This window comes from Winogradskyella vidalii (assembly GCF_013403955.1).
GTDB classification, from domain to species: domain Bacteria; phylum Bacteroidota; class Bacteroidia; order Flavobacteriales; family Flavobacteriaceae; genus Winogradskyella; species Winogradskyella vidalii.
This window is the reverse complement of the sequence record NZ_JABFDG010000001.1, coordinates 1,397,300-1,422,623: the sequence shown is the minus strand read 5'-3', so window position 1 is coordinate 1,422,623 and position 25,324 is coordinate 1,397,300. Positions and strand designations below refer to the sequence as shown.

The 25,324-nt window shown below is 33.4% G+C and carries 20 protein-coding genes; 6 read left to right on the top strand and 14 right to left on the bottom strand.

The annotated features are described in order from the left end of the window. Positions 1-29: 29 nt before the first annotated feature. Genes rnhA through HM982_RS06020 form a run of 7 tightly spaced genes read right to left on the bottom strand, consistent with a single transcriptional unit; the run spans position 30 to position 9,398 of the window. Positions 30-734 carry a ribonuclease HI gene (gene rnhA / locus HM982_RS06050; RefSeq protein ID WP_218849766.1) on the bottom strand — a complete coding sequence of 235 codons (705 nt, stop codon included), beginning with the start codon at positions 732-734 and terminating at the stop codon, positions 30-32. Positions 735-774: 40 nt separating this feature from the next. Beyond that, positions 775-1,614, bottom strand: a complete 840-nt coding sequence (locus tag HM982_RS06045; RefSeq protein WP_179352200.1) for a GIY-YIG nuclease family protein — start codon at positions 1,612-1,614, stop codon at positions 775-777. Then, complete coding sequence (locus HM982_RS06040; protein ID WP_179352199.1) at positions 1,607-2,743, bottom strand: phospholipase D-like domain-containing protein; 1,137 nt, start codon at positions 2,741-2,743, stop codon at positions 1,607-1,609. The genes HM982_RS06045 and HM982_RS06040 overlap by 8 nt, the downstream gene beginning before the upstream one ends. Before the next feature lie 2 nt (positions 2,744-2,745). Further along, positions 2,746-5,592, bottom strand: coding sequence for a type I restriction endonuclease subunit R (locus HM982_RS06035; RefSeq protein WP_179352198.1), 2,847 nt, complete (start codon positions 5,590-5,592; stop codon positions 2,746-2,748). Then, a complete protein-coding gene (locus HM982_RS06030; protein ID WP_179352197.1) occupies positions 5,593-6,657 on the bottom strand; it encodes an abortive infection family protein in 1,065 nt (354 codons plus the stop codon). It lies immediately after the preceding gene. A 1-nt stretch (position 6,658) separates the two neighbouring features. After that, the gene (locus HM982_RS06025) at positions 6,659-7,828 is read right to left on the bottom strand and encodes a restriction endonuclease subunit S (protein ID WP_179352196.1); all 1,170 of its coding nucleotides are present in this window, start codon (positions 7,826-7,828) and stop codon (positions 6,659-6,661) included. Position 7,829: 1 nt separating this feature from the next. Continuing rightward, positions 7,830-9,398, bottom strand: coding sequence for a type I restriction-modification system subunit M (locus tag HM982_RS06020; protein ID WP_179352195.1), 1,569 nt, complete (start codon positions 9,396-9,398; stop codon positions 7,830-7,832). Between the two features lie 294 nt (positions 9,399-9,692). On the opposite strand from HM982_RS06020, the gene HM982_RS06015 reads away from it, so the two are divergent. Genes HM982_RS06015 through HM982_RS06005 form a run of 3 tightly spaced genes read left to right on the top strand, consistent with a single transcriptional unit; the run spans position 9,693 to position 13,581 of the window. After that, the gene (locus HM982_RS06015) at positions 9,693-11,717 is read left to right on the top strand and encodes a phospholipase D-like domain-containing protein (protein WP_179352194.1); all 2,025 of its coding nucleotides are present in this window, start codon (positions 9,693-9,695) and stop codon (positions 11,715-11,717) included. Continuing rightward, positions 11,717-12,673: a hypothetical protein gene (locus HM982_RS06010; protein WP_179352193.1), complete on the top strand. Its 957-nt coding sequence runs from the start codon at positions 11,717-11,719 to the stop codon at positions 12,671-12,673. Before HM982_RS06015 ends, HM982_RS06010 begins: the two co-directional genes overlap by 1 nt. Beyond that, positions 12,673-13,581 (top strand): endonuclease/exonuclease/phosphatase family protein, encoded by a 909-nt coding sequence (locus HM982_RS06005; RefSeq protein WP_179352192.1) that lies wholly within the window; start codon positions 12,673-12,675, stop codon positions 13,579-13,581. The genes HM982_RS06010 and HM982_RS06005 overlap by 1 nt, the downstream gene beginning before the upstream one ends. 767 nt (positions 13,582-14,348) lie before the next feature. Here HM982_RS06005 and HM982_RS06000 read toward each other — a convergent pair. Next, complete coding sequence (locus tag HM982_RS06000) at positions 14,349-15,149, bottom strand: hypothetical protein (RefSeq protein WP_179352191.1); 801 nt, start codon at positions 15,147-15,149, stop codon at positions 14,349-14,351. A gap of 813 nt (positions 15,150-15,962) precedes the next feature. Here HM982_RS06000 and HM982_RS05995 point away from each other — a divergent pair. After that, positions 15,963-17,402 (top strand): SLC13 family permease, encoded by a 1,440-nt coding sequence (locus tag HM982_RS05995; RefSeq protein ID WP_179352190.1) that lies wholly within the window; start codon positions 15,963-15,965, stop codon positions 17,400-17,402. Positions 17,403-17,408: 6 nt separating this feature from the next. Here the strand turns inward: HM982_RS05995 and HM982_RS05990 are convergent, their stop codons facing one another. The 5 genes from HM982_RS05990 to HM982_RS05970 form a co-directional block, all read right to left on the bottom strand. Continuing rightward, positions 17,409-18,137, bottom strand: coding sequence for a LytR/AlgR family response regulator transcription factor (locus HM982_RS05990; RefSeq protein WP_179352189.1), 729 nt, complete (start codon positions 18,135-18,137; stop codon positions 17,409-17,411). After that, positions 18,118-19,167: a sensor histidine kinase gene (locus HM982_RS05985; RefSeq protein WP_179352188.1), complete on the bottom strand. Its 1,050-nt coding sequence runs from the start codon at positions 19,165-19,167 to the stop codon at positions 18,118-18,120. Before HM982_RS05985 ends, HM982_RS05990 begins: the two co-directional genes overlap by 20 nt. Positions 19,168-19,189: 22 nt before the next feature. Then, positions 19,190-19,543 (bottom strand): DUF4907 domain-containing protein, encoded by a 354-nt coding sequence (locus tag HM982_RS05980; RefSeq protein WP_179352187.1) that lies wholly within the window; start codon positions 19,541-19,543, stop codon positions 19,190-19,192. 119 nt (positions 19,544-19,662) lie between these two features. After that, on the bottom strand, positions 19,663-20,655 hold the full coding sequence (locus HM982_RS05975; protein ID WP_246296577.1) for a Kelch repeat-containing protein: 993 nt from the start codon (positions 20,653-20,655) through the stop codon (positions 19,663-19,665). A 10-nt stretch (positions 20,656-20,665) separates the two neighbouring features. Further along, positions 20,666-21,493, bottom strand: coding sequence for an outer membrane beta-barrel protein (locus HM982_RS05970; protein WP_179352185.1), 828 nt, complete (start codon positions 21,491-21,493; stop codon positions 20,666-20,668). 286 nt (positions 21,494-21,779) lie between these two features. Here HM982_RS05970 and HM982_RS05965 point away from each other — a divergent pair, with 286 nt between their 5' ends. Continuing rightward, the gene (locus tag HM982_RS05965) at positions 21,780-23,075 is read left to right on the top strand and encodes a DUF4270 family protein (protein WP_179352184.1); all 1,296 of its coding nucleotides are present in this window, start codon (positions 21,780-21,782) and stop codon (positions 23,073-23,075) included. Then, positions 23,068-24,297, top strand: coding sequence for a hypothetical protein (locus HM982_RS05960; RefSeq protein ID WP_179352183.1), 1,230 nt, complete (start codon positions 23,068-23,070; stop codon positions 24,295-24,297). The genes HM982_RS05965 and HM982_RS05960 overlap by 8 nt, the downstream gene beginning before the upstream one ends. Before the next feature lie 16 nt (positions 24,298-24,313). Here HM982_RS05960 and HM982_RS05955 read toward each other — a convergent pair whose 3' ends face one another. Then, the gene (locus tag HM982_RS05955) at positions 24,314-25,318 is read right to left on the bottom strand and encodes a PorP/SprF family type IX secretion system membrane protein (protein ID WP_179352182.1); all 1,005 of its coding nucleotides are present in this window, start codon (positions 25,316-25,318) and stop codon (positions 24,314-24,316) included. Positions 25,319-25,324 lie beyond the last annotated feature (6 nt).

The following is a 25,324-nucleotide window of genomic DNA, read 5'->3' as shown; positions in this document are numbered from 1 at the left end:
GGTCATTGCGTCGTTGTTAGACAGATTTTTTATTCAAATAAATTATTTCCTTCAGGAATAATTCTTTTAGCAGCTTCCACCATATACATAGCCCTACAATTAGGACAATACAAATAGTACTCATAATAAAAAGATTTATTCGGTTTCATCTTCCGTTTTTTAGGTATTTTCTTCACCGTAGGAGTGTTGCACTTTCTACATAAATCGCCTTCTTTTTGTATTTTCTGTTCTTGGTATAATTCTATATGTTCAAGGTATTCCAAGTAGCCTTCATCCTTAATTCTATCTTTTGAGTTTATCCCCTTGTTAGCTAAAAAATCACAGCGTTCATTCTCTATATGGCCCGCATGCCCTTTTACCCAACGAAATGTAACCTCATGTTTTTTTATAACATCCAATAATCGGCTCCATAAATCCTTATTAAGGACTAGATTACCTTTCTTTTTAATCCAATTATTCTTTTCCCAATTTACTGCCCAGCCTTTTTCAATACCATCAACAACATACTTAGAATCTGAATAAACAGTTACCTTAGCCTTAGTCTTTATTCTCTCTAAGCCAAAAATCACCGCCATTAACTCCATTCTGTTATTAGTAGTTAATTCATAGCCTGCAAAAAATTCCTTTTGCCTGCCATTATATTTTAATATAGCACCAAAACCGCCTTTGCCTGGGTTGGGTTCTGCGCCACCATCGGTAAATAATTCTATATGTGGTATTACTTTCGTTTCCAATTGTAGTTTATAGATTCCTTTACTTTTTTAAATAGTCATTCTATTTCCGCTTTAACTCATCTAAAGTTTTACCATCTTTATCCTTCCACTCTGTCCAACCATTTGCTGCTCTAGCTAGTACAACGGCTGCTGCTCCACTTGGTGAATTAAAAACATAATCTTGTTGAAAAACATAAACACCATTCGCCTCTTTTAAAATGGCATCCTCCATAAGTTGTTTTCGTATTCTAGAAACCCAAGAACCAATAGATTTAGTTTCTTTTATATTGCTTTTTGCTCCTTTATAAATAAGAAAACCATCATCTGTTAATTCACCAATAGCAGACGCTTCTTTACCTTGACAATAAAACAATTCTTTAGGGCTTTTTGCTTTACGTTTTTCTTCAAAAATGGGATATCCTAATGTTGCTAACAGTATTTTGGCGGTATCAAAATTGTCTAACAAATCATACGCTCTACTTTCGCTTATAGAAGGCTTTCTAGAACCTGTATCATTATCTGTTACATACCTGCCAATGTCTTTAGCTTTAGCTAAACAATAATGCTCTAAATACTTCCCATCTGTTTTGGTGTACTCGTCAGTTTTTGTTGTGATGATAACGCAATGTGTCCAAAAGTCTTTTTTACGGTTATGAGATTGAATACGAGAAAAACAATCTTCGCCTTCTCCTATATAAACTAATGGCTTCGCACCATCTTCCGTGTTACCAAATAAAAAGTATACACCAGTAAAATGTACCATCTCGCGTTTAGCAGCTTCTTGCAGTTTATTTCTAGGAAACAAAATTGCTTTTACCAACCTATTGGTGAGTTCTGCTTCACGAATACTGGTTGGCGAACCGTCTGGTAAAAATATTTGTATGGTTTGTGGTCTAGTCATTTATTTTTAAACTTTGATAGAAACCTTTAATAAGCTGTTCATCAACTTCTCCTTCTTCTTTAATTACTTTTTGAAATGCTAATTCCATCCATTGAGCACCAGAATCACTAAGTATTACATCTCCTTTTTGCATTAGAGTATTTTTTGGATTAATATTTCTTACTCCATTATCATATTTTCTTTTAGTACTTGCAAAACTATCATAGCCAAGCTCATGCATTAAATTACTCAATTTAGGACATTTAGATAATTTTGAATCAATAAAAATTGGATTCTTAACTCTTACCAAAATTGGCCAATCTTGTAACCAAGGAATATGTTTTATATCATCACTACTAGCAACATCTCTTTTATCATTATGAGAGAATGTTTCTGCTTTTCCAAATATTACATAATCATTTGGCTCCTTAGTTAAATAAGCCATAAAAACAATATCTCCATACCTATATCTTCTAGGTCTAGCATCTCTTTTATGTCTTGAAAAAGACAATGCAAAATGACTACAACCACCATCTAACGTATCTATAATGTTGTCTTTTAATCCGAACCTATTATCATCTTTACCAAAAAACTTAATAAAATATCTTCTTTTGCCAATTATTGATTTTTGATAAGAACTACCAAAATCCGGAAGCTCTTCTTTAAATTTTGGACTTGGTTTAGAATTAACAATTATATTTCTCCACTCGTTTATTTTATTTTGGCTTAATAAATCAGAATCAATACTCCATAGCTCATTAAAATAATTATGTGATTCTTTAACTGTTTTATCACTTAAAGACAGAACACCAAACTCTCTATTATTAAAGAAACCTCCATTTGTAAAATTTGCAGAAGTAATAATTACACTTTTATTATCAAAAAGATAAAGTTTACTATGCAAACCAATGACTCCTTTTATTTGTGCGTTACTCTTTACCAATCTTTCTAATGCTGCTAGGCTAGAAACACCTTTCTTAAAGTCGTTTAAATTGTATCTAGTAATAACTTTAATCAATTTTCCTTTAAAGACTTCTAATAAATGTTTTACTATATTGTCAGTAATAAAAGGTGAAACAATAAAAACTTCATTTGTATTGTTCAACTCATTCTTGAATTCTTGTAGCCAATTTTCGTGTATTGTTTTCATAATTATCCCGAAATACCACTTATAAAAGTCTCAACAAACTTCAAAATTTTACTTGTAATACGTTCCGCTGTGCTTCCCCGTTCTTTTAAACTCGGTCTTGTTTTCATCATACCAATTACATCATCTCGCATTGGTGACTTTTCAGTAAATAAATACTCACCTATAATCTTTTCTAACTTTTCAGAATCTAAGTTTTCGTCTTTGCTTAATTTATTGATTGCTGTTATTTTTTCTGCATCCCAAAATGTTTCAAATTCATCAGGTATATCTTCAGAATCTTCAATATGAGGTAAATTATCTTGAACAAATTTTTCTATCAGCTCACGTTTACTTCGCAATTTAGTATCACCAGAAATTAAATCTATTAATGCTTTTTTCTGACGTTCTTGCTCTTCTGGTGTTGCATCTTTTAGTTTGGACAATAATTTTAAGATGTAAGCAACATTTATCTCATCTCTGTGAATCAATTCTAATTCAAAGTCTATATCTCCAAGTATTGATACTTTTTCTTTTTGATTATGGCTTTTGGCTTTATCATATAGGTCTAGATATTTGCTTTTATAATCCTCAAAACCTTGTTCGTCCATGGAAACATCGTCAAACTCGAATTCCGTAAAAGTCGCTAATACATTTTTTAGACGCATTAACTCTCTAAATGCTCTAATGAACTTTAGTTCTTCCTCTTCGCTTGGTAAATCGTTTACACTATTAACAGTTGGTGTAATTTGTAGTAATTCAATAAACGCTTGATTAAAGAGTGTAATATATTCCTCATAAGGTTTTAAGATGATTTCATCTTTTGCATCTATGTTAGAAAACAAAGTGATAGCTTCATCTGTTGCAGGTTTTAGATTTCTGAAACAAACAATATTTCCTTGGGATTTTAATTCATTTAAAATCCTATTGGTTCTAGAAAAGGCTTGAATTAAACCATGATATTTTAAGTTTTTATCAACGTACAATGTGTTTAAGCTTTTACTATCAAAACCTGTTAAAAACATATTCACAACCAGTAAAACATCTACTTGTTTATTCTTTACACGTCTTGCAACATCGTTGTAATAATTATAAAACGATTGACTATCCTTTGTGGTAAAATTGGTGTTAAAATCTTTATTATAATATCCAATAAACTCTTCTAAACTATCTCTAGAGTGTTTTGTATTATATTCTGCTTCAGGTTCGGCTGCTGCTAAAAATTCTGAATCCTCAACAAAACCAACCGCATCTTTATCATCTTCATTTGCTCCGTAAGAAAATATGGTTGCGATTTTAAGGTCGTGTAATTTTTTTTGTTTCTTTTCGTGAAACAAATTGTAGTATTCAATCAAAATAGGAATACTTGGAACGCAAAATATAGCTGTAAACTCTCTATTATGTGTTTTTCTATTGTGATTTAGTATAATATAATCCGAGATGTTATTTAAACGTCTAGGATCTTTCATGACCTCAGCTTCATCAATAGCTTCTACGTTAATATCAGCTATTCCATCTTTCTTTTTAAAGGTTCTTATGTACTCTATAGAGAACTTTAGTACATTTTCATCTCGTATCGCATCTGTTATAACATACTTGTGTAAACAAGTATCAAAAAGCATGGTTGTTGTACGTTTACCAAACTCGTTATTACTTACATTATCTTCAAAAATTGGTGTTCCTGTAAAACCAAACATCTGACTTTCTTGAAAGAAGTTCTTTATGTCATTATGTGTTTTACCAAACTGACTACGATGACATTCATCAAAAATAAACACGATGCGTTTGTCTTTTAAGCCTTCCATTTGGCTTAAATACCGTTTCTTACTAATGGCAGTATTTAGTTTCTGAATGGTAGTAACAATTAACTTGTTATCTCCAGACATTTGTTTAACTAACGTTTTAGTGTTGTTAGTACCATCAATACTGCCTTTACTAAAACTATTAAACTCTTTGGTGGTTTGGTAATCTAAATCTTTACGGTCTACTACAAAAACCACCTTATGTACAATAGGTAGATTGGTAAGTATTTGTGCCGTTTTAAAAGAGGTTAAGGTTTTTCCAGAACCTGTAGTATGCCATATATAACCAAACTTGGTAGTGGTTTTTACTCTATCAATAATAGCTTCTGTAGCATAAAATTGATAAGGTCGTAACACCATTAATATTTTTTGAGACTCGTTAAGCACAATGTACCTGGTTATCATTTTAGACACATGACAAGGCTCTAAAAATTCCTCTGTAAACTTTGAAAGTTGGGTAATGAGTTTGTTCTTAACGTCTGTCCAGTAAAAAGTTTGCTTAAACGAACGTGCTTTTACTGGGTTATTAGCATAGTACTTTGTATTGACACCATTACTAATAACAAAGAGTTGAATAAATTGAAACAACCCATGTCCTGCTCCATACGAGTGACGCTCATAACGATTGGTTTGGTTAAAAGCTTCTTTTAACTCTAAACCTCTACGTTTTAATTCTATTTGTACTAAAGGCAAACCGTTAATTAAAATAGTTACGTCATAGCGGTTTTTATACGAACCTTCTATAGTAACTTGTTGGGTTACCTGAAATTCATTTTGGCACCAATGTATTTGATTAATTAACTCAACCGTTTTGGTATCTCCTTTTTCATTGATGTAAGGTACACGCTCACGCAATACTTTGGCACGTTGAAAAATGTTGCCTTTATTAATATAGTTTAAAACTTGTTTAAACTCTTTATGGTTTAATGATACTTTGTTGTGCTTTTCTAATTGAATTTTAAAATTTGAAATTAAATCTTGCTCATCTTTTATAACCACTTTTTTGTAGTTCAACCCTTCTAGTTGTGCTACTAAATTATTTTCTAATATTTGTTCTGGTTGTGTGGTCATTTATTCCTCTGCTTCGCCTTTAAGTTCTTCTATTAGTTTTAATATTTTTACAGTCAATTCTGGTAACACCTTTTTACTTTCCAATAATGCTGGTGGCTTAATCATCACATCTCTAACATCATCTCTCAATGGCTCTTTTTCGGTAAAAAGAATATCATTAACTAATTCTTTAAACTTCTCTAGTTTTAGTTTTTCATCTACTACAAAAATGGATAACATTAAGTTCCTCTTTTCTGTCCAAAATAAATCTTCATTGAATTTATTTACTAAATATTCTAAAGTTGAATGTTCTACTTCAACAATCACCTCAGGCTCTTTTTTATCAACCTCTTTATCTTTTAATTGTGATTTTTCAGATTCTAATTTTATCGCATTTTCTCTTAAAACCTCAATTAGATTAACTAATTTTTCCTTTACTTCTTCATCAATATCAACGGTTTTGAATTCGTTTTGATATCTATTTTCATATTCATCATAGTCGTTTTCAAAAAGTAATTTGCTATAACTCGCTTTCTTTATGGGAAAATCAATACTTTCATCTAACCAATTGTTATATGGCAACATTTCTTTTGAATCATATTTAAATTTTGACTTAGACGAAAAATCTAATGTGAAGTAATGTTCAAGAATATACTCTAGCATACTTTCAGTCATATTCTTAACCGTTGAAGCTAGTTTGGCAGAACTAAATATTGCTTTAGGTGCCATTCTTCCATGAGAAATATCTCCTCTTTTATTTCTTATTTCACCTAACACCTGAATAATTGATGAAAACCTAACAACAAAATCACCTTCTAAATCTTCACATTCATCAGACAAAAGACGCATCGCTCTATTGAATAATTTGGGTAAGTTGTCGTCATCAATATTTTCTGCAGTTTTAGTAGCATCTAATTCTATTAATATAGTCTTTGATATACCTTCAACAAGTGCTTTGCAACTTTCAATACAGATATCAGGATTTACATTTTCATTAGCTTCAATTATTTCAATTATCTTGAAATACTCTTCTAAATGATCATGTTTATCCAGATTTGCAGATATAATTGCTCTAGTTGCTCTCATACTACACAAACATTTTTTGTAATAAGCCTTTTTTATAATCCGCTGTTTCATCTATTTGAACAGAAATTATATAAATAGATTCATCAATTTTGGATAAAATTTCTGCAATTTTTTCCTGTTCTTCAATACATGGCAGATTTATACTCATCTTTTGAAACATAGGCAGCCTTAAAGATTTAACTGTAGAACCTACCGCTTGTCTTAAAAAATATCTTCTGTAATAATGAATATTGTAAAATAAAAATTTACCGTCTGAATTTTTAAAATTCATTATAGCATAAGTTCTTTGGTGCAAATCAAACTTGCCTGCAAAATATTTTGGAACAAAGTCAGAGCCCTCTCCTGCAACAATAATCGCTTCTCCATCAAAAAGAAAAATACTGCTTGTTCTAATATCTTCAGAACGGTCAAAAAAAGTATATTCACCATCTAACCCAGAGTCTTGACGGTTTGAACTACCTGTAGTAATATCTGAGATTTTTCCCAACCTCTTTTCCTCCCAATCAGGAAAATCTTTACCATTATCATCTTTAAAGCGAATGTCTTGATTAAACAATTGTTGCATCACGCCTATTTTGTATAGCTCTAATTTGGTTTTCTTTTCTTCAAGAAGTTTGATGCGTTTATCAATAGCCGATAAGAATGAGGCTATTTTTTGTTGTTCTGATATAGTTGGAAAAGCAATTTTAAAGTTTTTAATACTTTGAAAATTTAATCCTTCTCTTCCACTTCCTGTTTGACCTTGATGTATTAACTTTTGTCCTCTCCAAGAACTCAAAAAAGATTGAAAAAACTTTGGGCTATTTTGTTCAATTCTAATAATTGAAACATGTTGATTAACATTTCCTTCCTCAAAATTTTCAGGAACAACACAGCTTCTACCAATAGAGCCACCAGTTATATTTAGCAATATATCATCGCTTTTTACAGTACTGCTTTTCATAGACTGATGAATCTCAATCGGAATATGTGTAGAATCTAAAATAAGGGCGTTATTTATTACATTTTGACTTCTAATAAATGGTATCCCTGATTTTTCATATACTTCATCACCTCCTTTAGGTGTTTTACCACTACCAATCTTTGAAGTTATTTCATCCAGTTTTCTAATCGACCATCCACCTTTAAACTCAGGAAACCGCAATTCAGGAACTAAACTCTCATGCTTCATATTAAAAAGGTGTTGAGATATTTAATTCTTCGCAAAAAGAAGCAATGGTTTTATTTGTATCTTCTAATGCTGTGTCTAATTTTTTTAACTCGGCAGAAACCACTTTTAATTTAATTTTTTCTTCTTCTTCAAAGGTGTCCACATAACGCGGTATGTTTAGGTTGTAATCGTTTTCGGCTATATCAGCTAAAGTTACTACTTCACAATACTTATCAATAGTTGTACGGCTTTGGTAAGCTTCAATAATGGCTTCAACATCTATATCTCTTAATTCATTTTGGTTGCCTACTTTTTCAAAATGCTCGTCGCCACTTGCATCAATAAATACAATGTTATCGTCTGCTTTTCGGCATTTTTTCAACACCATAATACAGGTTGGGATAGACGTACCATAAAAAATATTGGCAGGTAAGCCTATAACAGCATCTAACCAGTTTTTTTCTTTAATAATAAACTCTCTAATAGTACCTTCCGCTGCACCTCTAAACAATACACCATGAGGAAATACACTAGCCATAGTACCATTATCTGCCAAATGGTATAACATGTGCGTTAAAAAGGCATAATCTGCTTTTGTTTTTGGTGCCAAACGACCATATTGGCTAAATCTTGGGTCAGTATTATTTAATGGGTTATTATCGCTTTTCCAATGAGCAGAAAATGGTGGGTTAGCAACAATAGCCTCAAAACGTTTTTCTAAATGTTGTGGGTTTTCTAAAGTGTCTTCTTGCTTAATATCAAATTCACGATAGTGTTTATCGTGTAAAATCATATTCATACGTGCCAAGTTATACGTCGTTCTGTTTAATTCTTGTCCATAGAATTCACTTACATCAGCTTCTCTAGCAACTCGTAATAACAATGAGCCAGAACCACACGTTGGGTCGTACACGCTTTTTAACTTGGTTTTATCTGTAGTCACCAGTTTAGCCAAAATTTTAGAGACTTGTTGTGGTGTGTAAAACTCACCTGCAGATTTTCCTGCTCCAGCAGCAAATTTTGCAATTAAATACTCGTAGGCATCACCTAAAACATCAGATTCTATTTCATCGAGTTTGAAATCGATTTTATTTAAATGATTTAATATTTGAACAATGACTGCATTTCTTGCTCCAACAGTACGTCCTATTTTGGTAGAGTTTAAATCGAGGTCTTCAAACAAGGCGTTAAAATCTTCTTCAGATTCCGTATCCATCGTACTTTCCTCAATATGGTTCATTACAGCTTGTAAATCCTCTAAGATATAATTGCTTTCATCTTCTATATCTGCATTCCCTTTGGCTGCAATTGCTGAGAATAATTCTGCAGGTTGTAAAAAGTAACCTAACTTTAAAAGTGATTCTTCTCTAATGGCTTCTAAAGTGTCTTTGTCGGTTACTTCTTTAAAGTCGGTTACTTCTTCGCCAACCAATAACTCATTAGCGTATAAGTATTGCTTTTCAGAAAGGTATTTGTAGAAAATAAATCCAAGGATATAATCGCGATAATCATCGGCACTTATTTTTCCTCGTAATAAATTAGCAATTCCCCAAAGTTGGGATTCTAGTATTTTTTTTTGGTCTTCGGACATTTTAATATTGTAGTATTAGTATTGTAGTATATGTTATTACCTCTATAATGAGAGGAATTCTTAAAGCAACACTAAAGATATAAAAAGGGTTTATGTTTCAAAGCGAAAAGTAGTGTATTTATACAAAGGGATTTTATGGTTTTCCGTAATAAGTAAAAATAATATCTTAAAAAAAGGGCACATTACGGGAATCCGTAAAAAGCTTATGTCTCATTAAACTAAGTTTGTTTGATGCTTTTTATTACTCCAAGTCTTTCAGAGTTAACCTTAAAGCTCAGGTAAAACAATTACATAATGAAACAATCCTTACTAAAAGGCAAAGCCATTTTCGAAAACCTCGCCTCTAGCCTAAACGCTGCTAAATCTAGTATCTATGTAGTGTCCGCATGGTTTACAGACCCTAATTTACTAGAACTATTAATTTTAAAAGCTAAAGAAAATATTGAGGTATCTGTTGTTATAGGTGATAATAAGGATAATTTAAAACTCGACTTCTCTGAGCTAGAAGCCTTAGGAGGTACGCTGACCAGAATTAAAGGTAAAGGTTATGGCATAATGCACCAAAAATACTGCATCATTGATAAAAAAACAGCTTTTCATGGATCGTATAACTGGACCGTTAATGCTAGAAAAAACAACTCAGAGTCTGTTATAAAAACCAACTTAAAATCTATTATAGAAGAATTATTAAACGATTTCAAATCACTTACAATGGAACAAGAAACATTAGAGTCTAAAGAAGAAAAAACACCCCATACTTGGTTATCTAAGTTTAAAAACAAACTAAAAAAAACAGCTGCTATAGAGCAACCCCAAAACGCTGCTACCAGTACTACAGAGACGCCAACAAAGACACTTAGTGTAGATGATATATTTAAATCTATAATTTCTGCTGAAATAAAGAAAACCAATAGAAATGAAATAAAGGAAAAAGCTTATGACCAGGCCAAAGAAGTCAGTGGTGACTACCAAGTTATTACTAATTTTATGGACTCGTTGTATCATTTATTTGTTTCCGACAAAAAAGAAAATGATATCAATAAGGAAAATCTACTAAACAAGATTGATCATCGAGTGGCAGAGTTTACCCAAAACATTACTAGCGAAAAAGATGAAATTATAAATTCTATACATATAGAAAACCAAGCGGAAGAAAAAAAGATAGCATTTCAAAAAACAGATCTTTTAGGTAAAAAAGAACAAAAAGAAACCGAGAAAAAAAACATACTTGAAACCACTATAACTGAAATAGAGAAAAAAATATCGAATTTAAAAGATAAGCTTACAGATCTAAACATAGAATTTGTAAAACCCATGTTTAAATACCACGAATTTATTCCCTTACTTTTATTCTTTTTAGGCTTATCAGTGGCACTGTTTTTATTTTATTCTTCCTCGGCTTATATTATGCTTTATTCTTACGAAGATGCTTTAGAAGCTGCTAGTGCCGGTATTTCTGTAAATCCACAGGTCTATGAAGCCAAAGCACTATCTAAGGCGTTGGCTAAAGGCGGTACAGCCCTGTCTTATATCTTATTTTTTGTATTCATTCCTTTTACGATTGCCTATATAGCTCATAGCAAAACGGAAAACGATATTTCTAATAAAAAGAGAACACTGAGCGCAATACTCATCCCCTTAATATCTTACACTATAGTAATATTAATCGATGTGTTTATCGCGATTAAGGTATCGACAACCATTAGTGAAATTAACTACTTATCTAAGGGTATAGCTCCCGATAATTCTGTAACTGGGATTTTATCTGATATTAATTTTTGGCTCGTATTTTTCCTCGGTGCTATTCCTTTTTTCTTTTTAGCTATTATAATGAACAAATTGATTCAATTTTTAGCAGAACGCAATACCCAATCGGGAAGAGAGCGAATGTTGGTAGAAAAAAAGGTTTTAAGTGCTAAAATTGAAGCTTTAGAACAAGAAATCTCAACACACAATAATAAAGCCAACAGTATTGGTTTAGAAATTGAAAAACTTGAATGTGACTTAAATCAATTAGAGCAAGCCCTAATTTATTTACCTAAAGATTTAGATACCAAAATAACACAGGCCAATCAAAAAGCAAACAATAACATTGCGGATATTAGAAAAAAGGCTGATGTTTACAAAAATGATATCGAAAACGATAATATTCAAATTTCATTAAGCTCCTTAAAAGATCGCGTCAGTGCTTTTATTGAAGGCTGGAACGAATGGCTACATGATGAGTATGCTATAGACAAAGCTGTTAGTATGTCTCAAGAAGCCATTGAAGCTTGCGACCAGTGGATGGAAGTTAATATGAAAAAAATTGAAGCCTAATGAAAAATATAGTCATAATATTAGTAGCTTTATCTTTTATACACTGTGGTGGTAAAAAAAAAACAACCATCAACGAGCATATTAACCTCATTATTACACCCGATTTATCTAACAGGATAGAAGACTTATACGCTAAGCCTGTTTCTGATGTAGCGCTTATTAGCAATATTTACACCAACTATTACCCTGGTATTTATAACATTAACAACAGGGTTATTGGCCAGGAAGATATTATCCAGTTTCGTTTTACTAACCCTAGTATCATCAATGATTTTGATATCAATACAGAAAACCTAAGGATGGATTTATCTCAAATGAATGCTTCAGAACGGATTAGTTTTTTAGCTAATGGCGGCAATAAGCACATGTTAAAAACCCTTAATACCGAAGTTAAAAGCCTTTATACTAAAGCTAAAAACAATACAACAGGAGGCGATATATACAACTACTTAAAAAAAGAAATAACAACCACTTCAATTAAAAAAACCAAAGCCCCTGAGATTATTGATAATAATGAAGTTATAACGATTCAAAGAAATATTATTATTTTGCTAACCGACGGGTATATAGAAGCAGGACTATATGGGAATAAAAATTGTAGAGACAAAAAATGCTACTATTTATCAAAAACTAAAGTTGATGAATTTAGAAAAGCATTCAAAGCTTCTGGTAATACCAACTTAAAAGACTTTTTTAAAACATCTGGTTATGGTATTATTCCTATAGACAATGAAAATCTTAAAAACACAGAAATTTTAGTTTCAGAACTCTATGACCGCTCTTTAAATAGAACAACAGGTAGCCAGACCGTTTCTCCTAATGACTTTGAAATATTAACGTTGTTCTGGGAAGACTGGTTAAAGCAGTCTGGCGTTAAACATTATAAAATATTAGATACAGCAAACTCTAAAGAAGAGTTTTTAGAAGAGTTAAAAATGTTTATCTCAAAAGTATAATGATAAAAACACACCCTAAAGCTTTTATCTTATTTATATTAGTTGTTGCCTTTACCTCTATTAGTAAAGGTGCTATTGCAACTAAGCACAATTTAAAAAACAGCGCGCATTTAAGAGACACTATTCATTTTAATGATAAAACCTCAAACACTTTAAAAATTTCATCATGGAATATTAGGGACTTAGGACGCACAAAAGACGACAAAGAGTTATTAGAAATCGCAAACATCATTAAAGAATTTGACCTCGTTGCCATACAAGAAGTGGTTGCAAAAGATCCTGCTGGTGCACAAGCCGTAGCTAAAATTGCAGATGAATTAAATAGGATGGGTTTTAAATGGGATTACCGTATCAGCAATCCTACTAAGAGTCCATCGGTATACATCAGTGAACGCTATGCTTTTCTGTGGAAAACATCTAAAGTAAATCTTATTGGTCGTACTTATTTAGATTCAGAATTAGAAGATACCATACACAGAGAGCCTTATATAGGTAAGTTTCATATAAAAAATGAGACACAACCGTTTTATGCTATCAACTTTCATTCTCGCAAACATAATGATAACCCTGAAGATGAAATTATCTTTTTTAAAGAGTATACAAAAAGACTTCATTCTGATCACATTGTTATACTAGGAGATTTTAACCTAAGTGAAACTCATGACGTATGGAACAACTTCTACAATACAGGTTATAAATCCGCTCTAAAAAACACAAAAACAACCTTAAAAATAAAATGTAGGTATGGGAATTATTTAAATCACCCGATAGACAACATTTATTATGCTAAAGGTATCACAGCAATTGATTCAGGTTCTAAAGATTTTGTAGGTTCTTGCGATAATTTAGAAGCTTCTAGAACGTTGTCTGATCATTTACCTGTATTCTTAGAGTTTAAAAACCAATAATCTATTAAGATAAGTAGAAAAAAAGGCAACTATTGCTAGCTGCCTTTAATTACCTGAATCACTTATTGAATAGTATTCCCTAAAATAGCAACTCAAAATTTAAGTGCAGGATTTTCCCTCTATTTATCATACAATGCGGTTTTAGTATGGCGATATCAAAGATAATAACATCAAAAAATACACCCTTACGGATATCCGTAATCCGCCAATAAAAATCAAAAATTAAACAAATCAATACATCAAATAATTCACCCCCTACAAACAAAACAAACTGATAAACACCTATCTTAAAACACCTTAAACAAACAAGAATAGCAATAAGCAACAAAACCACCTCAACTAAAACCAATTAAAAAATCCCGTAAAGGATAAACCATACAAAAAATAAACAAACCAAAAGTCCAAAAACCAAAAGCCCACAAAAAAGCAACACCCGCATTCCGACAGCGTCGGAACCAACGATTTTCAGAAATAATGAGCAACAATCAAACTTAAACAACTAAATCTAGGACTGGAAATAAGAATAAAATAGAGAACTAAAAACATCAATGCTGCAGCGAATGGTGCTTGCAATTTCATTACAAATCGTTTTGACTTTTTGGTTCGTTTTGTGTCAAGACAAAATGAACGTTTAACATTTGTAAAGCTATGAATACTAATTTCACAACAGTAACAACATTCACGAATACAACTAAAACCAATTAAAAAATCCCGTAAAGGATAAACCAATACGGGATTTAACAAGGCTAAAAGCCAAAAGCTAAACACTAACCTCCAACTGCAATTTTCATACTATGGCCCTGAGCCAAAGGATAAAGGTCGCCATTAACCTCCTGAAAAAATACAATACCGGTCGCACCAAATAGCGCCGTGGTTGCAGGTATCGGAGCATAAGCCGTTAAATCGGCCGTCAACGAAGTTGCAGAACCAACCATACCGCCAATAGTTAACGCTGAACTGTACGTTACAACGCCAGCACCATCAGGCACCTCTTCTACCGGAACATAACCATTAACCGCTGTGTCCCATTCATAATTACTGGTGTAACCCGCAGCTAAAGCCAATTTAAAATGCGTAGCACCTAAAGGTTTTTCAATGTAAGTATCCGTATTAAAATCCGGAATATCCCAAGTAATACTATCTCTACTGGCATTTATCATAGGGCCACCAGAGGGCGCATTAAAATTAGAGTCAAACGGCTTATCAATATTGAAATTAAAATCAATAAAATCCGTCACCTGATTAACAATATCATACGTTCGCTGACCTCTTAGACCAGCACCGTTACCAACAATACGCCTGAATTTCCCCGTGATACGAGAGTTCAAATAAGAATCCGAAACCAAGCGGCTAATGCCTGCAAAGGAAGTCCTAAAAGATTTACTGCATTTGGCAGCGCCTCCAAATTCTTGCATGTTCTCACGAGTCCTAGCATACGCAGGATCGTTCATGATGCGGTTTTTACTAACACGGTTTTTTGTCTTTACAAAAGATTCACCGTTTTTTCTGTAGAAGGTTAACCCATCCAGAGTTCCTTCCAATCTAATAAAAGAATTATTTCTAGCCATGATATTTAAGGCTTTGTGATAAGTGATACTTTATAAAAGCAACACCATATCTGGTTAAGATTTGTCCAAACGCTTTGAACAAATTAAAGAAATGAGGGAAGAAAAGTTGTAAATAATTCCGGAAACTATATAGGGCGAGTAGCTAACTCGCTAAACAACTATGCTTCAAACATATACAAAATATTTTAATTCGCAAACTGCTCAATAACAGATATTTACATAAAAACCTCAGTTTTATTGAAAATTTTCTAATAAAATCAACTTATTTTATACCTAAATTGAAAAATTAGCAGTCAGACACGCATACCCATTAAAAATATCATAAAAATGATTATGGCCATATTTTTAGGAAATAAACCACTGTATTACAGCAATTTACAACATACAAGAAGTAACTCAGTAACAAAAACAACAACAAATACAGTACGACACATAGCCAGAACAACACCTTAAAAAAACAAAATACCCTAACATTGACTCAAAATAATAGGATGAGACCTTAACCATAGCATAAGCGTGTCTTAAGCGTGTCATAAGCGTGTCATAAGCGTGTTAGCTGTAGTTTTTTCCTACAAATAAATAAAGCACCAAACCAACGCACTCAAAAACACGGGAGATAAAATAGCTAAACAGAGGCAAATCAGCAGACCCTCGCTAAGATTCTTTAACATTTCCATTTGATTATTCAACAAAATACAATACCTTCATAAGGTCATTGCGCGTCCTGTTACAAACGCTTCTAAGCAAACGCCTAACAAACAAGACATGGCAATCTCATGATAGGTACATCAACCTATAAAGCCAAAAATACCAATGAAAACAACAAAACAATACATAGGGCTTTTCTTAGGCCCCTTGTTATTTATACTGATTAAATTTTTCTTTCATCCAGCAGGTTTAAACGATTCTGCCAATGCCATATTAGCCTCCACAGCCTGGGTAGCGGTCTGGTGGATTACCGAAGCTATAGCCATACCCGTCACGGCCTTATTGCCTATAGTGTTATTTCCGCTGTCTGGTGGTATTTCCATTGCTGAAACCACAGCCTCCTATGGTCATAAATACATCTTTCTTTTTCTGGGCGGATTTGTATTAGCTATTGCTATTGAAAAATGGAACTTACACAAACGCATTGCTTTAAACATTATTAATTTTGTAGGCACTAACGTCACTAAAATCATTCTTGGTTTTATGGTGGCAACGGCCTTGTTGTCTATGTGGATTTCAAACACAGCCTCTGCAGTGATGATTTTACCCGTAGGAATGGCTATAGTATTACAGCTTCAAGATAACCCCCATACCGATAAAAACGAAAACCTCATCTTTGGTAAAGCCTTAATGCTAGCCATTGCCTATAGCGCTTCTATTGGAGGTATTGCCACACTGATTGGTACACCGCCAAATTTAGTCTTAGCGGGCGTGGTAGAAAGTACCTACAATACTGAAATTACCTTTGCCCAGTGGTTTTTATTTGGGTTTCCTATAAGCGTCATACTCTTAATAATCTGCTGGATTTATTTAACCCGATTTGCTTTTAAGTTTAAACAAAAAGAATTTCCAGGCGGTAAAAAAGAAATTGAACGCCAACTTAAGGCCATGGGTAAGACCACCTATGAAGAAAAGGTGGTGTTAGTGGTGTTTACTATCGCTGCTATAGCATGGATCAGCCGCTCCTTTATACTCACAAAGTGGTTGCCGGCTATAGATGATACCATAATTGCCATTAGTGCTGCTGTGGTTTTATTCTTAATTCCTGATAAGGAAAAAAACGATGCCCTACTCTCTTGGCCAGATGTGGTTAAATTACCTTGGGGTATTTTGCTCCTATTTGGTGGTGGTATGGCTTTAGCTTCAGGGTTTGAAGTGAGTGGTTTGGCGGCCTGGATTGGCAACCAACTAACAGCTTTAGTGGGCGTTTCTATTTTTGTATTGCTCTTGGTACTGATTGCAGCAGTTAACTTCCTCACCGAAATCACCTCTAATATGGCCACCACAGCAATGTTACTACCTGTTTTAGTGGCCTTAGCTACGGTGTTAGATGTGCATCCGTACATCTTATTAGTCAGTGCGACTTTAGCCGCATCTTGTGCGTTTATGCTTCCTGTGGCAACACCTCCTAATGCGGTAGTGTTTGGTTCGGGCTATTTAAAAATTGAAGATATGGTAAAAAAAGGCCTCTGGATGAATGTGATTTCAATACTCCTAGTAACTTTAATTGTCTATTTTGTATTGCCTTTAGTTTGGGATTTATAATCCATTTTAAATATTTAAACGACTATACACCATAGATCGGTAACTTTCACCAATAGGAATACGCTCGTCATTAATAATAATTCTGTTTTTTTGAATGGACGTGATTTTATTGACATTAACAATATAAGACCGGTGGACCCTTATAAAGATGGTTTCTGGAAGCTTAGATTGAATCTCTTTAAAACTCATTAAGGTTAGTACCGGCTTGGCGGTTTCAGAATGAATTTTTAAATAATCCTTTAGCCCTTGAATATGCTTAATGGTATGGATGTCTAGTTTTAGATTTTCATATTCAGACTTTACAAAAATAAAATCGTCTTCGTGTGTGGGCGCTTGCCCTCCGGCAGACGAAACATTAAATGAGGCACCGCCATTATTGAGTTTCATCATTTCTTTTACCCTATTAACGGCTTTTATAAATCGTGGAAACGGAATAGGTTTTACTAAATAATCCACCGCATTTAAATCGAACCCCTCTAAAGCATATTGCGGATAAGCGGTTGTAAAAATAAAATAAGGCACTTTACCTTCTAAGGACTTAATGAGTTCTATACCCGATATGTTTGGCATTTCAATATCAGAAAACACCAAGTCTATACGGTTAGTGTTTATAAACTCTATAGCTTCTATGGCATTCGTAAACGTACGGATGACCTCAACGGCACCCAAAGCTTGGCAATAAGATTCTACAACATCTATTGCTAAAGGCTCGTCATCAATTATTATACACTTCATTTTGAGATAAATTTAAGATTAAATGCACCTTGTAATACGATTGGTCTTCTTCTATAGTGAGTTTATAATTGTTTTTATACAGGTAATTAAATTGATTTTTAATATTCTCTAAACCAACCCCCGAATTCTTATCATCGCGTCTATACAGGCCTATAAGGTTTTCTATATAAAAATTAAAGCTGTGACCAACCACCTCTATTTTAATATTAATATGGGTATTGCCTTTGTAGTCGGTACCAAATTTAAAGGCGTTTTCTATAAAAGAAATTAACAGCAAAGGGTAAATTTTTAAATGCTTGGTTTCACCTCTAATATTCAATTTTACGTCTTCGGTATTTTTTAAGCGCAAACGCTGTAATGCAATATAGTTTTGTATGTACACCATTTCTTTTTCTAGCGAGACTTGCTCATCTTTAGCTTCATAAAGCATATACCGCATTAATTCTGATAAAGTAATGACGGCTTCAGGCGCATCATCAGATTTACTTCTTACCAAGGCATAAATACTGTTGAGAGAATTAAATAGAAAATGAGGATTTAACTGATTTCTTAAAAACTGCAGCTTAATTTCTTTTTGTTCATTTTCTAAGGCTTTAGACAAACGTTCGCGCTTATAAAAATCAACCACCAGGCTAAAAATACCACCTAACAAAAAAATCGTTAATGAGAATACAAGTGGCATGGCATGGCGGATGCCAAATGGCCCTCCCACTCTATTGGGTGGTCTAGGCAGGTCTCTTAACTCCCTAGCAACTGAATTAAAAATTAACTCTTCAGTAAGAAAATTGTAGAGTACTAAAAACGCTATGGAAGCCACGATGTAAAGAAGCAGTTTTCGTTTTAGTAAAATATAAGGAACAAAAACTAAGTAATTAACATAGAAAAGAATTGGGGTAATGGCTTGCCTAATAAACATTCCTCGAGGAATTTCACCCAAGTTAATGTATGCTGTAAATAACTGGAATACACTAATAAACAACCATACTAATGTATGTATTAAAATTTCTCTATAAGGATTCTTTTTTGTCAAGACTAAATAATTAGTGAATCAATTAAATGTTATTATAACGAATATTATTCTGGTTTAAATCTGCAATACTAATGGCTGGAAACTCATTGTTGGCCAACTTACTAACCATTAATTTACCAATGGCTTCAGCATCTTTCTTAGACTTAAACACTTGTTTTCCTTTAACCGCAGGAATAAATTCTTGACGTATAAATAAGTTACCCTCTTCATAGATTTCATAAATCCATAAACTATCTTGTTCTATAACCTGTAAAGCATAAGGGGATTCTGATGGATTCGCCGTGCTTTTTTCATGAGGTAATTTAAGATAAAAAAACAGGAGTATTACAATTGTAATGGTAAGAAATACCATGATATAGTTATAAGGTCTTTTCATCGCTTGTGTTATGTTTTAAAAAGAGCCGGGAAAAAATGATACAAACACCTTATATCCCGACTCAAGATTGGCTACTAATCTATTTTAATAAAGCCTTTAATTATGTATGAGGGTAAAGTTTAGTTATCGTCGTCGTCTTGTTCATCGTTAGGAAAAAACTCCATATTATCATCTAAATATAGGGTACCGTTTCTACCTAAGGCTACAAAAGCACGTTGGCCATTACTAAATGCTATTGCATCACGTCTTGCATACAACTCAAATTCTGTTTTTTCATCCCAACTTTCAGTAGAAGGCGTGTACTCATATACAGAACTAATACTATAACTGTATTCGCCACAAGCAATATAACCTTTACCATTCATTGTAAAAGCTACCGCATTAGAACGGGTAATGTAATCGTCGTCATCTTCGTCTACATCTTCAAGCTCTGTCCAAACTTCAGTATCTAAATCAAATACCCAAAAATCTTCTTCATAAACTCCATTACTAACACCTGTTGCTAAATACACCTCGTTACCAATGGTAAACGTAACACCGTCTCTTCGTTTATCACCTCCAAAACCTAAAGACTCTTCCCAAGAATCGGTTGAAGGACTGTATTTCCAGAAATCCTTTTTATCACTTCCGTCATAACCTGTACCTACATAACCATGGGTATCGGAACTAAAACCAACTGCCCCATATCTTGCTGAACCACCAAAGTCTGCTATTTGCGTCCAACTATTAGTTACTGGGTTGTATTTGTAAAAGTCAGCTAGTTCATCGCTATAATCACCGTTATAACCTGTTCCCATATAGCCTTCGTTATTAATAACAAACGTTGTTGCAGAACTACGCTCTAAACCAGGAAAATCTGATAATTGTTGCCATGAGTTTGTATCAATATCATAACTCCAAAAATCTTTGTAATAGTCACTACCATCATAACCCGTACCCATATAACCAATATTACCTATGGTAAAGGCTGCAGAGTTACTACGCGCTTCTTCGTTAAATGTTGATTTCTTTACCCAGTTTCCTGACGTATCATCATCATCATCGTCACTGCAATTATAAAATAGCACAAGTATGGCACTTAAAAAAAGTATTTTTTGGGCTGTTTTGTTCATTTTTCTCATTTTACTTTTTATTTAAATTAAAACTAATTCCAAGGTTTAATGACAGTGATTCATTAGAATCAAAATCATATATTTTATTATCGTTATTTGTTAGCGTTAACTCACTTGCGGTTAAATACCCTACACTAAAATAGCTTGACCAGTAATCATCAAACTGAAACGTATAGCCAAGTGCTGCTTTTAAGGCTTTAAATTCTAATTTTGAATTAGAATACACCATACCATTTTCTAAGCTAAAATCCGATGAATTATTCGCATAAACAGATGTTGGCGCTAGGGTAAAATCGACACTACTTTGTGTGTTTATCTTATAGAAAGCCCCCGAACGCGGAAACCCTATTTCGTAACGTAATTTTTCATCAACATGCTTTGTATAAGACAGCAAAGGGTAAAAACTAGGTTTTCCAAATACAGCACCGTAACCTAAACCTAATTTTAAATAGGATTTATGTCCGTCATTATCCCAACTTTTAATAAAATTTGCCGCATAGCTAAACACAAAATCTTCGTTACTAACCGCATCGTTAAATGTTGAAGACAAATATGGGGCTAGTGTAATACCCATATTCCAATTGTTAGCTAATGCCTTTTGGTATTTTGCAAAAACTTCAACACTGTGCAGTGTTTCTAATGCCTGGAAATTATGATACATCTCATAGTCTTCAAAATCTATACTATGGTTAGTGTACGTTACTCCAAAACCTAAATTAGAAGGCTCTAGTAAACTGGTTAAATCTACAGCTACAGTTTTGTTTTCAAATTGAATCTGATTCAAACTCGTATACATCTCATAGTCTAAGGCCACCAAATCTTCAGTTTCTGTTGACATGAACATTTTTTGCCCATACGATGCTATAGAGATTAAACTAAAAGCTAAATAATGTATTGTTTTATTACTCATCGAGAGCGAAAATACTACGGCAAACATTTACTGTAATTATAAAATATACCAAGACACATTTTATGTAGACTAAAACTGCTTTTTAATCTACAAATACACCTCTCGGTTTTTATAGTCTAAAAAGCACTATTTGTAGATGGATAATCGCTGTAGGTCTATTTTACTTTTTATTGGTTTAAATGGGTAGTTGATTTGTATAAATACTATAATACAAATGCGTAAATCATACCTAAAATTATTTGCAGTAATTACCACAGTACTCCTTGTGATATCTTGTTCTACAGACACCGAAGACAGCTTGCTTGCTGGAGAAGGTTTTACCAACACCAATATTAGGGTATTATCTATAGATACCTTTACCGTACAGTTATCAACCATTAAGTTTGATTCTGTGATTACCTCATCTAGCGAAAGACTCATGATTGGTCAATATAACGATAACGATATGGGAATATTAAACGCCTCGGCCTATCTTCAGCTTAGCCCAACATCGTATAGCTTAGATAATGATGCCGTTTTAGATAGTGTGCGCTTAATTCTTGGCTATGACAATTACTATTATAACGACACCAGCCAAGTAGCCACATTAAACATTCATAAGCTTACCGATAAAATGAGTACTGATGACACGTATTATTACAACACTACAGAAACGCCTTATGAAGTCACCCCTTTAGTTAGTCAGAATTACACACCATCACCCAACAACGATTCCATATATGTAACGCTTCCATACACGTTTGGGGAAGAATTATTTAATGACATTAGAGACAATAACATTACGGACGAAGAGTCTTTTTACCAACAGTTAAAAGGCTTAACCCTACAACCAGGCGCTAATGATGACGGCTCAATCATTGGGTTTTCTCCCTCTAGTGAAAATACTTATGTTCGATTTTTCTATACCATTCCTGATGAATTAGAAGCAGAAACTTACACGTATGACATCAACATTAACACCTACTATAATCATATTAAGAGTGATGTAAGTGGTTTACCACTTGAAAGCATAACCGACCAAGAATACAATCTTGAGTCCGCTGTTAGTAATGGTATAAGTTACAACCAAGCAGGTACAGGATATGTTACAAAAATTGAATTTCCGTCGATTAAAAACATTTATAATATTAATGGTGAAGGCACTGTATTAGAAGCCACCCTTTATATAGAACCCAACGCTTTATCACACAGCACTATTCAACCGTTAAGTGAAACATTATCGCTTTACACCATTGACCAAAATAATGATTTAGCGAGTCAAATAAGTAATAGTGTTGATGTGGTTTCGGCAGAATTGACGACTGATGGCTCAGAGTTTAACACCATTGTTTATGAGGTGCCTGTGATTGATTTTCTAGATCAGAAACTAAGTGAGAGTCCAGAAACTGGCAACGCACTTATCTTAATTCCTACCGACTATAACTCGACTATAAATAAAATAATTTTTAACGATAGTCAGCGCTCTGACTATAAGACCAAATTAATTGTAACCTATGCTATCTATGAATAAGTATCTCATTATTATTGCTACGTTTTTTGTCCTTAATAGCTATTCACAATCTAACAACCTTACAAGTTCTCCTTATTCGCTTTTTGGATTAGGAGTAGAAAGTAATTCGGGTACTGGTAGAAATAGTGGTCTTGGTAACACCGGTATATCCTTAGAAGCTAAATATGGTATTAACCTCTATAACCCAGCTTCACTAGCCTCTTTAACGCCTAATGAATTTGTATTTGATTTTGGAGGATCAATAGAATATATGCAATTTACTGGCGACGATTTAAGCGAGCAAAACACCACCTATAATTTCACTAATATTTCTTTTGGGTTTAACAGTGGTGATAATTATGGTATGGCCTTAACATTAAAACCAGCCACTAATGTTGGGTATTCTTTAATAGGAATAGAAAGTAATATTGAAGGCAGTGATGAGCAATTTAACACCAATATTGAAGGGTCTGGTGGCCTTAATGAAGTGCGATTAGATTATGGTAGAAATATAGCAGATAATTTAAGTGTTGGTATAAAAGCCTCCTATTTATTTGGTAAAATTGAAGAAGATGAATCGATTATAACTACCGATAGTTATCTTGAAATCGCTGAAACTAATTATTACAGTGGCGCTAGATTAGGTTTAGGTGCACAATATGATTTATCTGAAAAACATCATTTTGGATTCACTGTAGATTTTCCTACCACTCTAAAAGGCTATAAAGATGTGGTTATTGGTAAATATTCAAACTATGCTTATACTATATTAGAAGAAACAGAAGATGAGTCTATCGATAATTTTCACCTTCCCTTACAACTAGGGTTTGGGTATAGCACAAAGTTCAACAACCTTCTTTTATCTGCTGATTACAACAAGAGCTTTTGGTCATCAACAGACCAAACTGATGCTATTGGAGACTACAGCAACCAAGATATTTATAGCTTTGGTGCTTCCTACGCTGTAGACCCAACCAGTTATAAATATTGGAAACGTGTAGATTTTAGAATGGGATTAAACTACAATTCAGGCTATCTTAAAGTCGATGACACAAAAATTGACACTTATACAGCATCAGTTGGTATTGGTTTACCTGTAGGCAGAAGGTCTTTGTTAAACATATCGTATGCTTTAGGAAAAAAAGGAACTACTGAAAGTATTTTAGTTAAGGAATATGTTAACACCCTAAACATTAACATTACACTATCTGATTTGTGGTTTCAAAAACGAAAATACGACTAAAACCCTATTGAATTAATTAACGCTTTCGGCTACGGTCCGTTGGGCAAGTACGACAACGCGACATATAGGTTACCGAAAATTCGTAAACGCCATTAGTTCTTCCGATTTTTGTTGTATTAACATCATAAGATAAACCGAATCTAAAGTTGGTGTATTCTATCCCCAAAAAGCCATTAATTGACGTTAACAAATGACTGTTATCATCATTTTGTGCTGGGTTTGTAGCGGCCGTAACACCAAGTAAAAACTGATTAACTTGGAACAAAGACCCAACATCTAAACGGTTATATTCGCCTTGCTGCATGTAATTAGCAGTCATCATTACACTATAATCGTTTAAGAAAGGAAATCGGAAATTACCATGAAGCGAATAAAAAATATCTAAGGGTACATTCTGGTCCCTTACAAAAGAAATATTAGGACGGTTTAAGTGTTTTACCGAAACCCCAAACCAATAAGACACATCATTAAAGGCCTGTTTTTCGAACACAAAACCTGAAGATACATCAAAAAATTGTACGGTATCTAAATTACTACTAAAAGGATCAATTGAATTAGGATTAATCACCCCTGAATTAATATTAATTTGATCGGCAAGCGTTAAGCTTTTAAAACCAACATCTTTTAACCCGAAACCAATTTCTATAGCGGGCCTAAAAAACCATCCATCATTAAGGTTAACCCGATGCATATAATTCGCATTAACCTGATAGTAATTATAATTGCTAAACGATTCATTTTGCCATAGCGCATTAAACCCAATTCCTGATGCCGAACTATTATTGTTTTCGTAGGATCTATTAATAAAAAAATATTGGGTACTCACCTTTAAATCTAGGTTTGGCCATTGGGTACGACTCAGCAGACCTGCACTTATTCTATCGTTATCTTCAAAACCCGAAAACCCCGGATTAATGGTTTCTTGTATATAATTAGATTGTGTAAATATAGGATCTTGAGCCTGAGTAAAACACCCAAATAAAACCGCTATTATAATTGTAATTGTTGTTCTTATTGTCATTTAGGT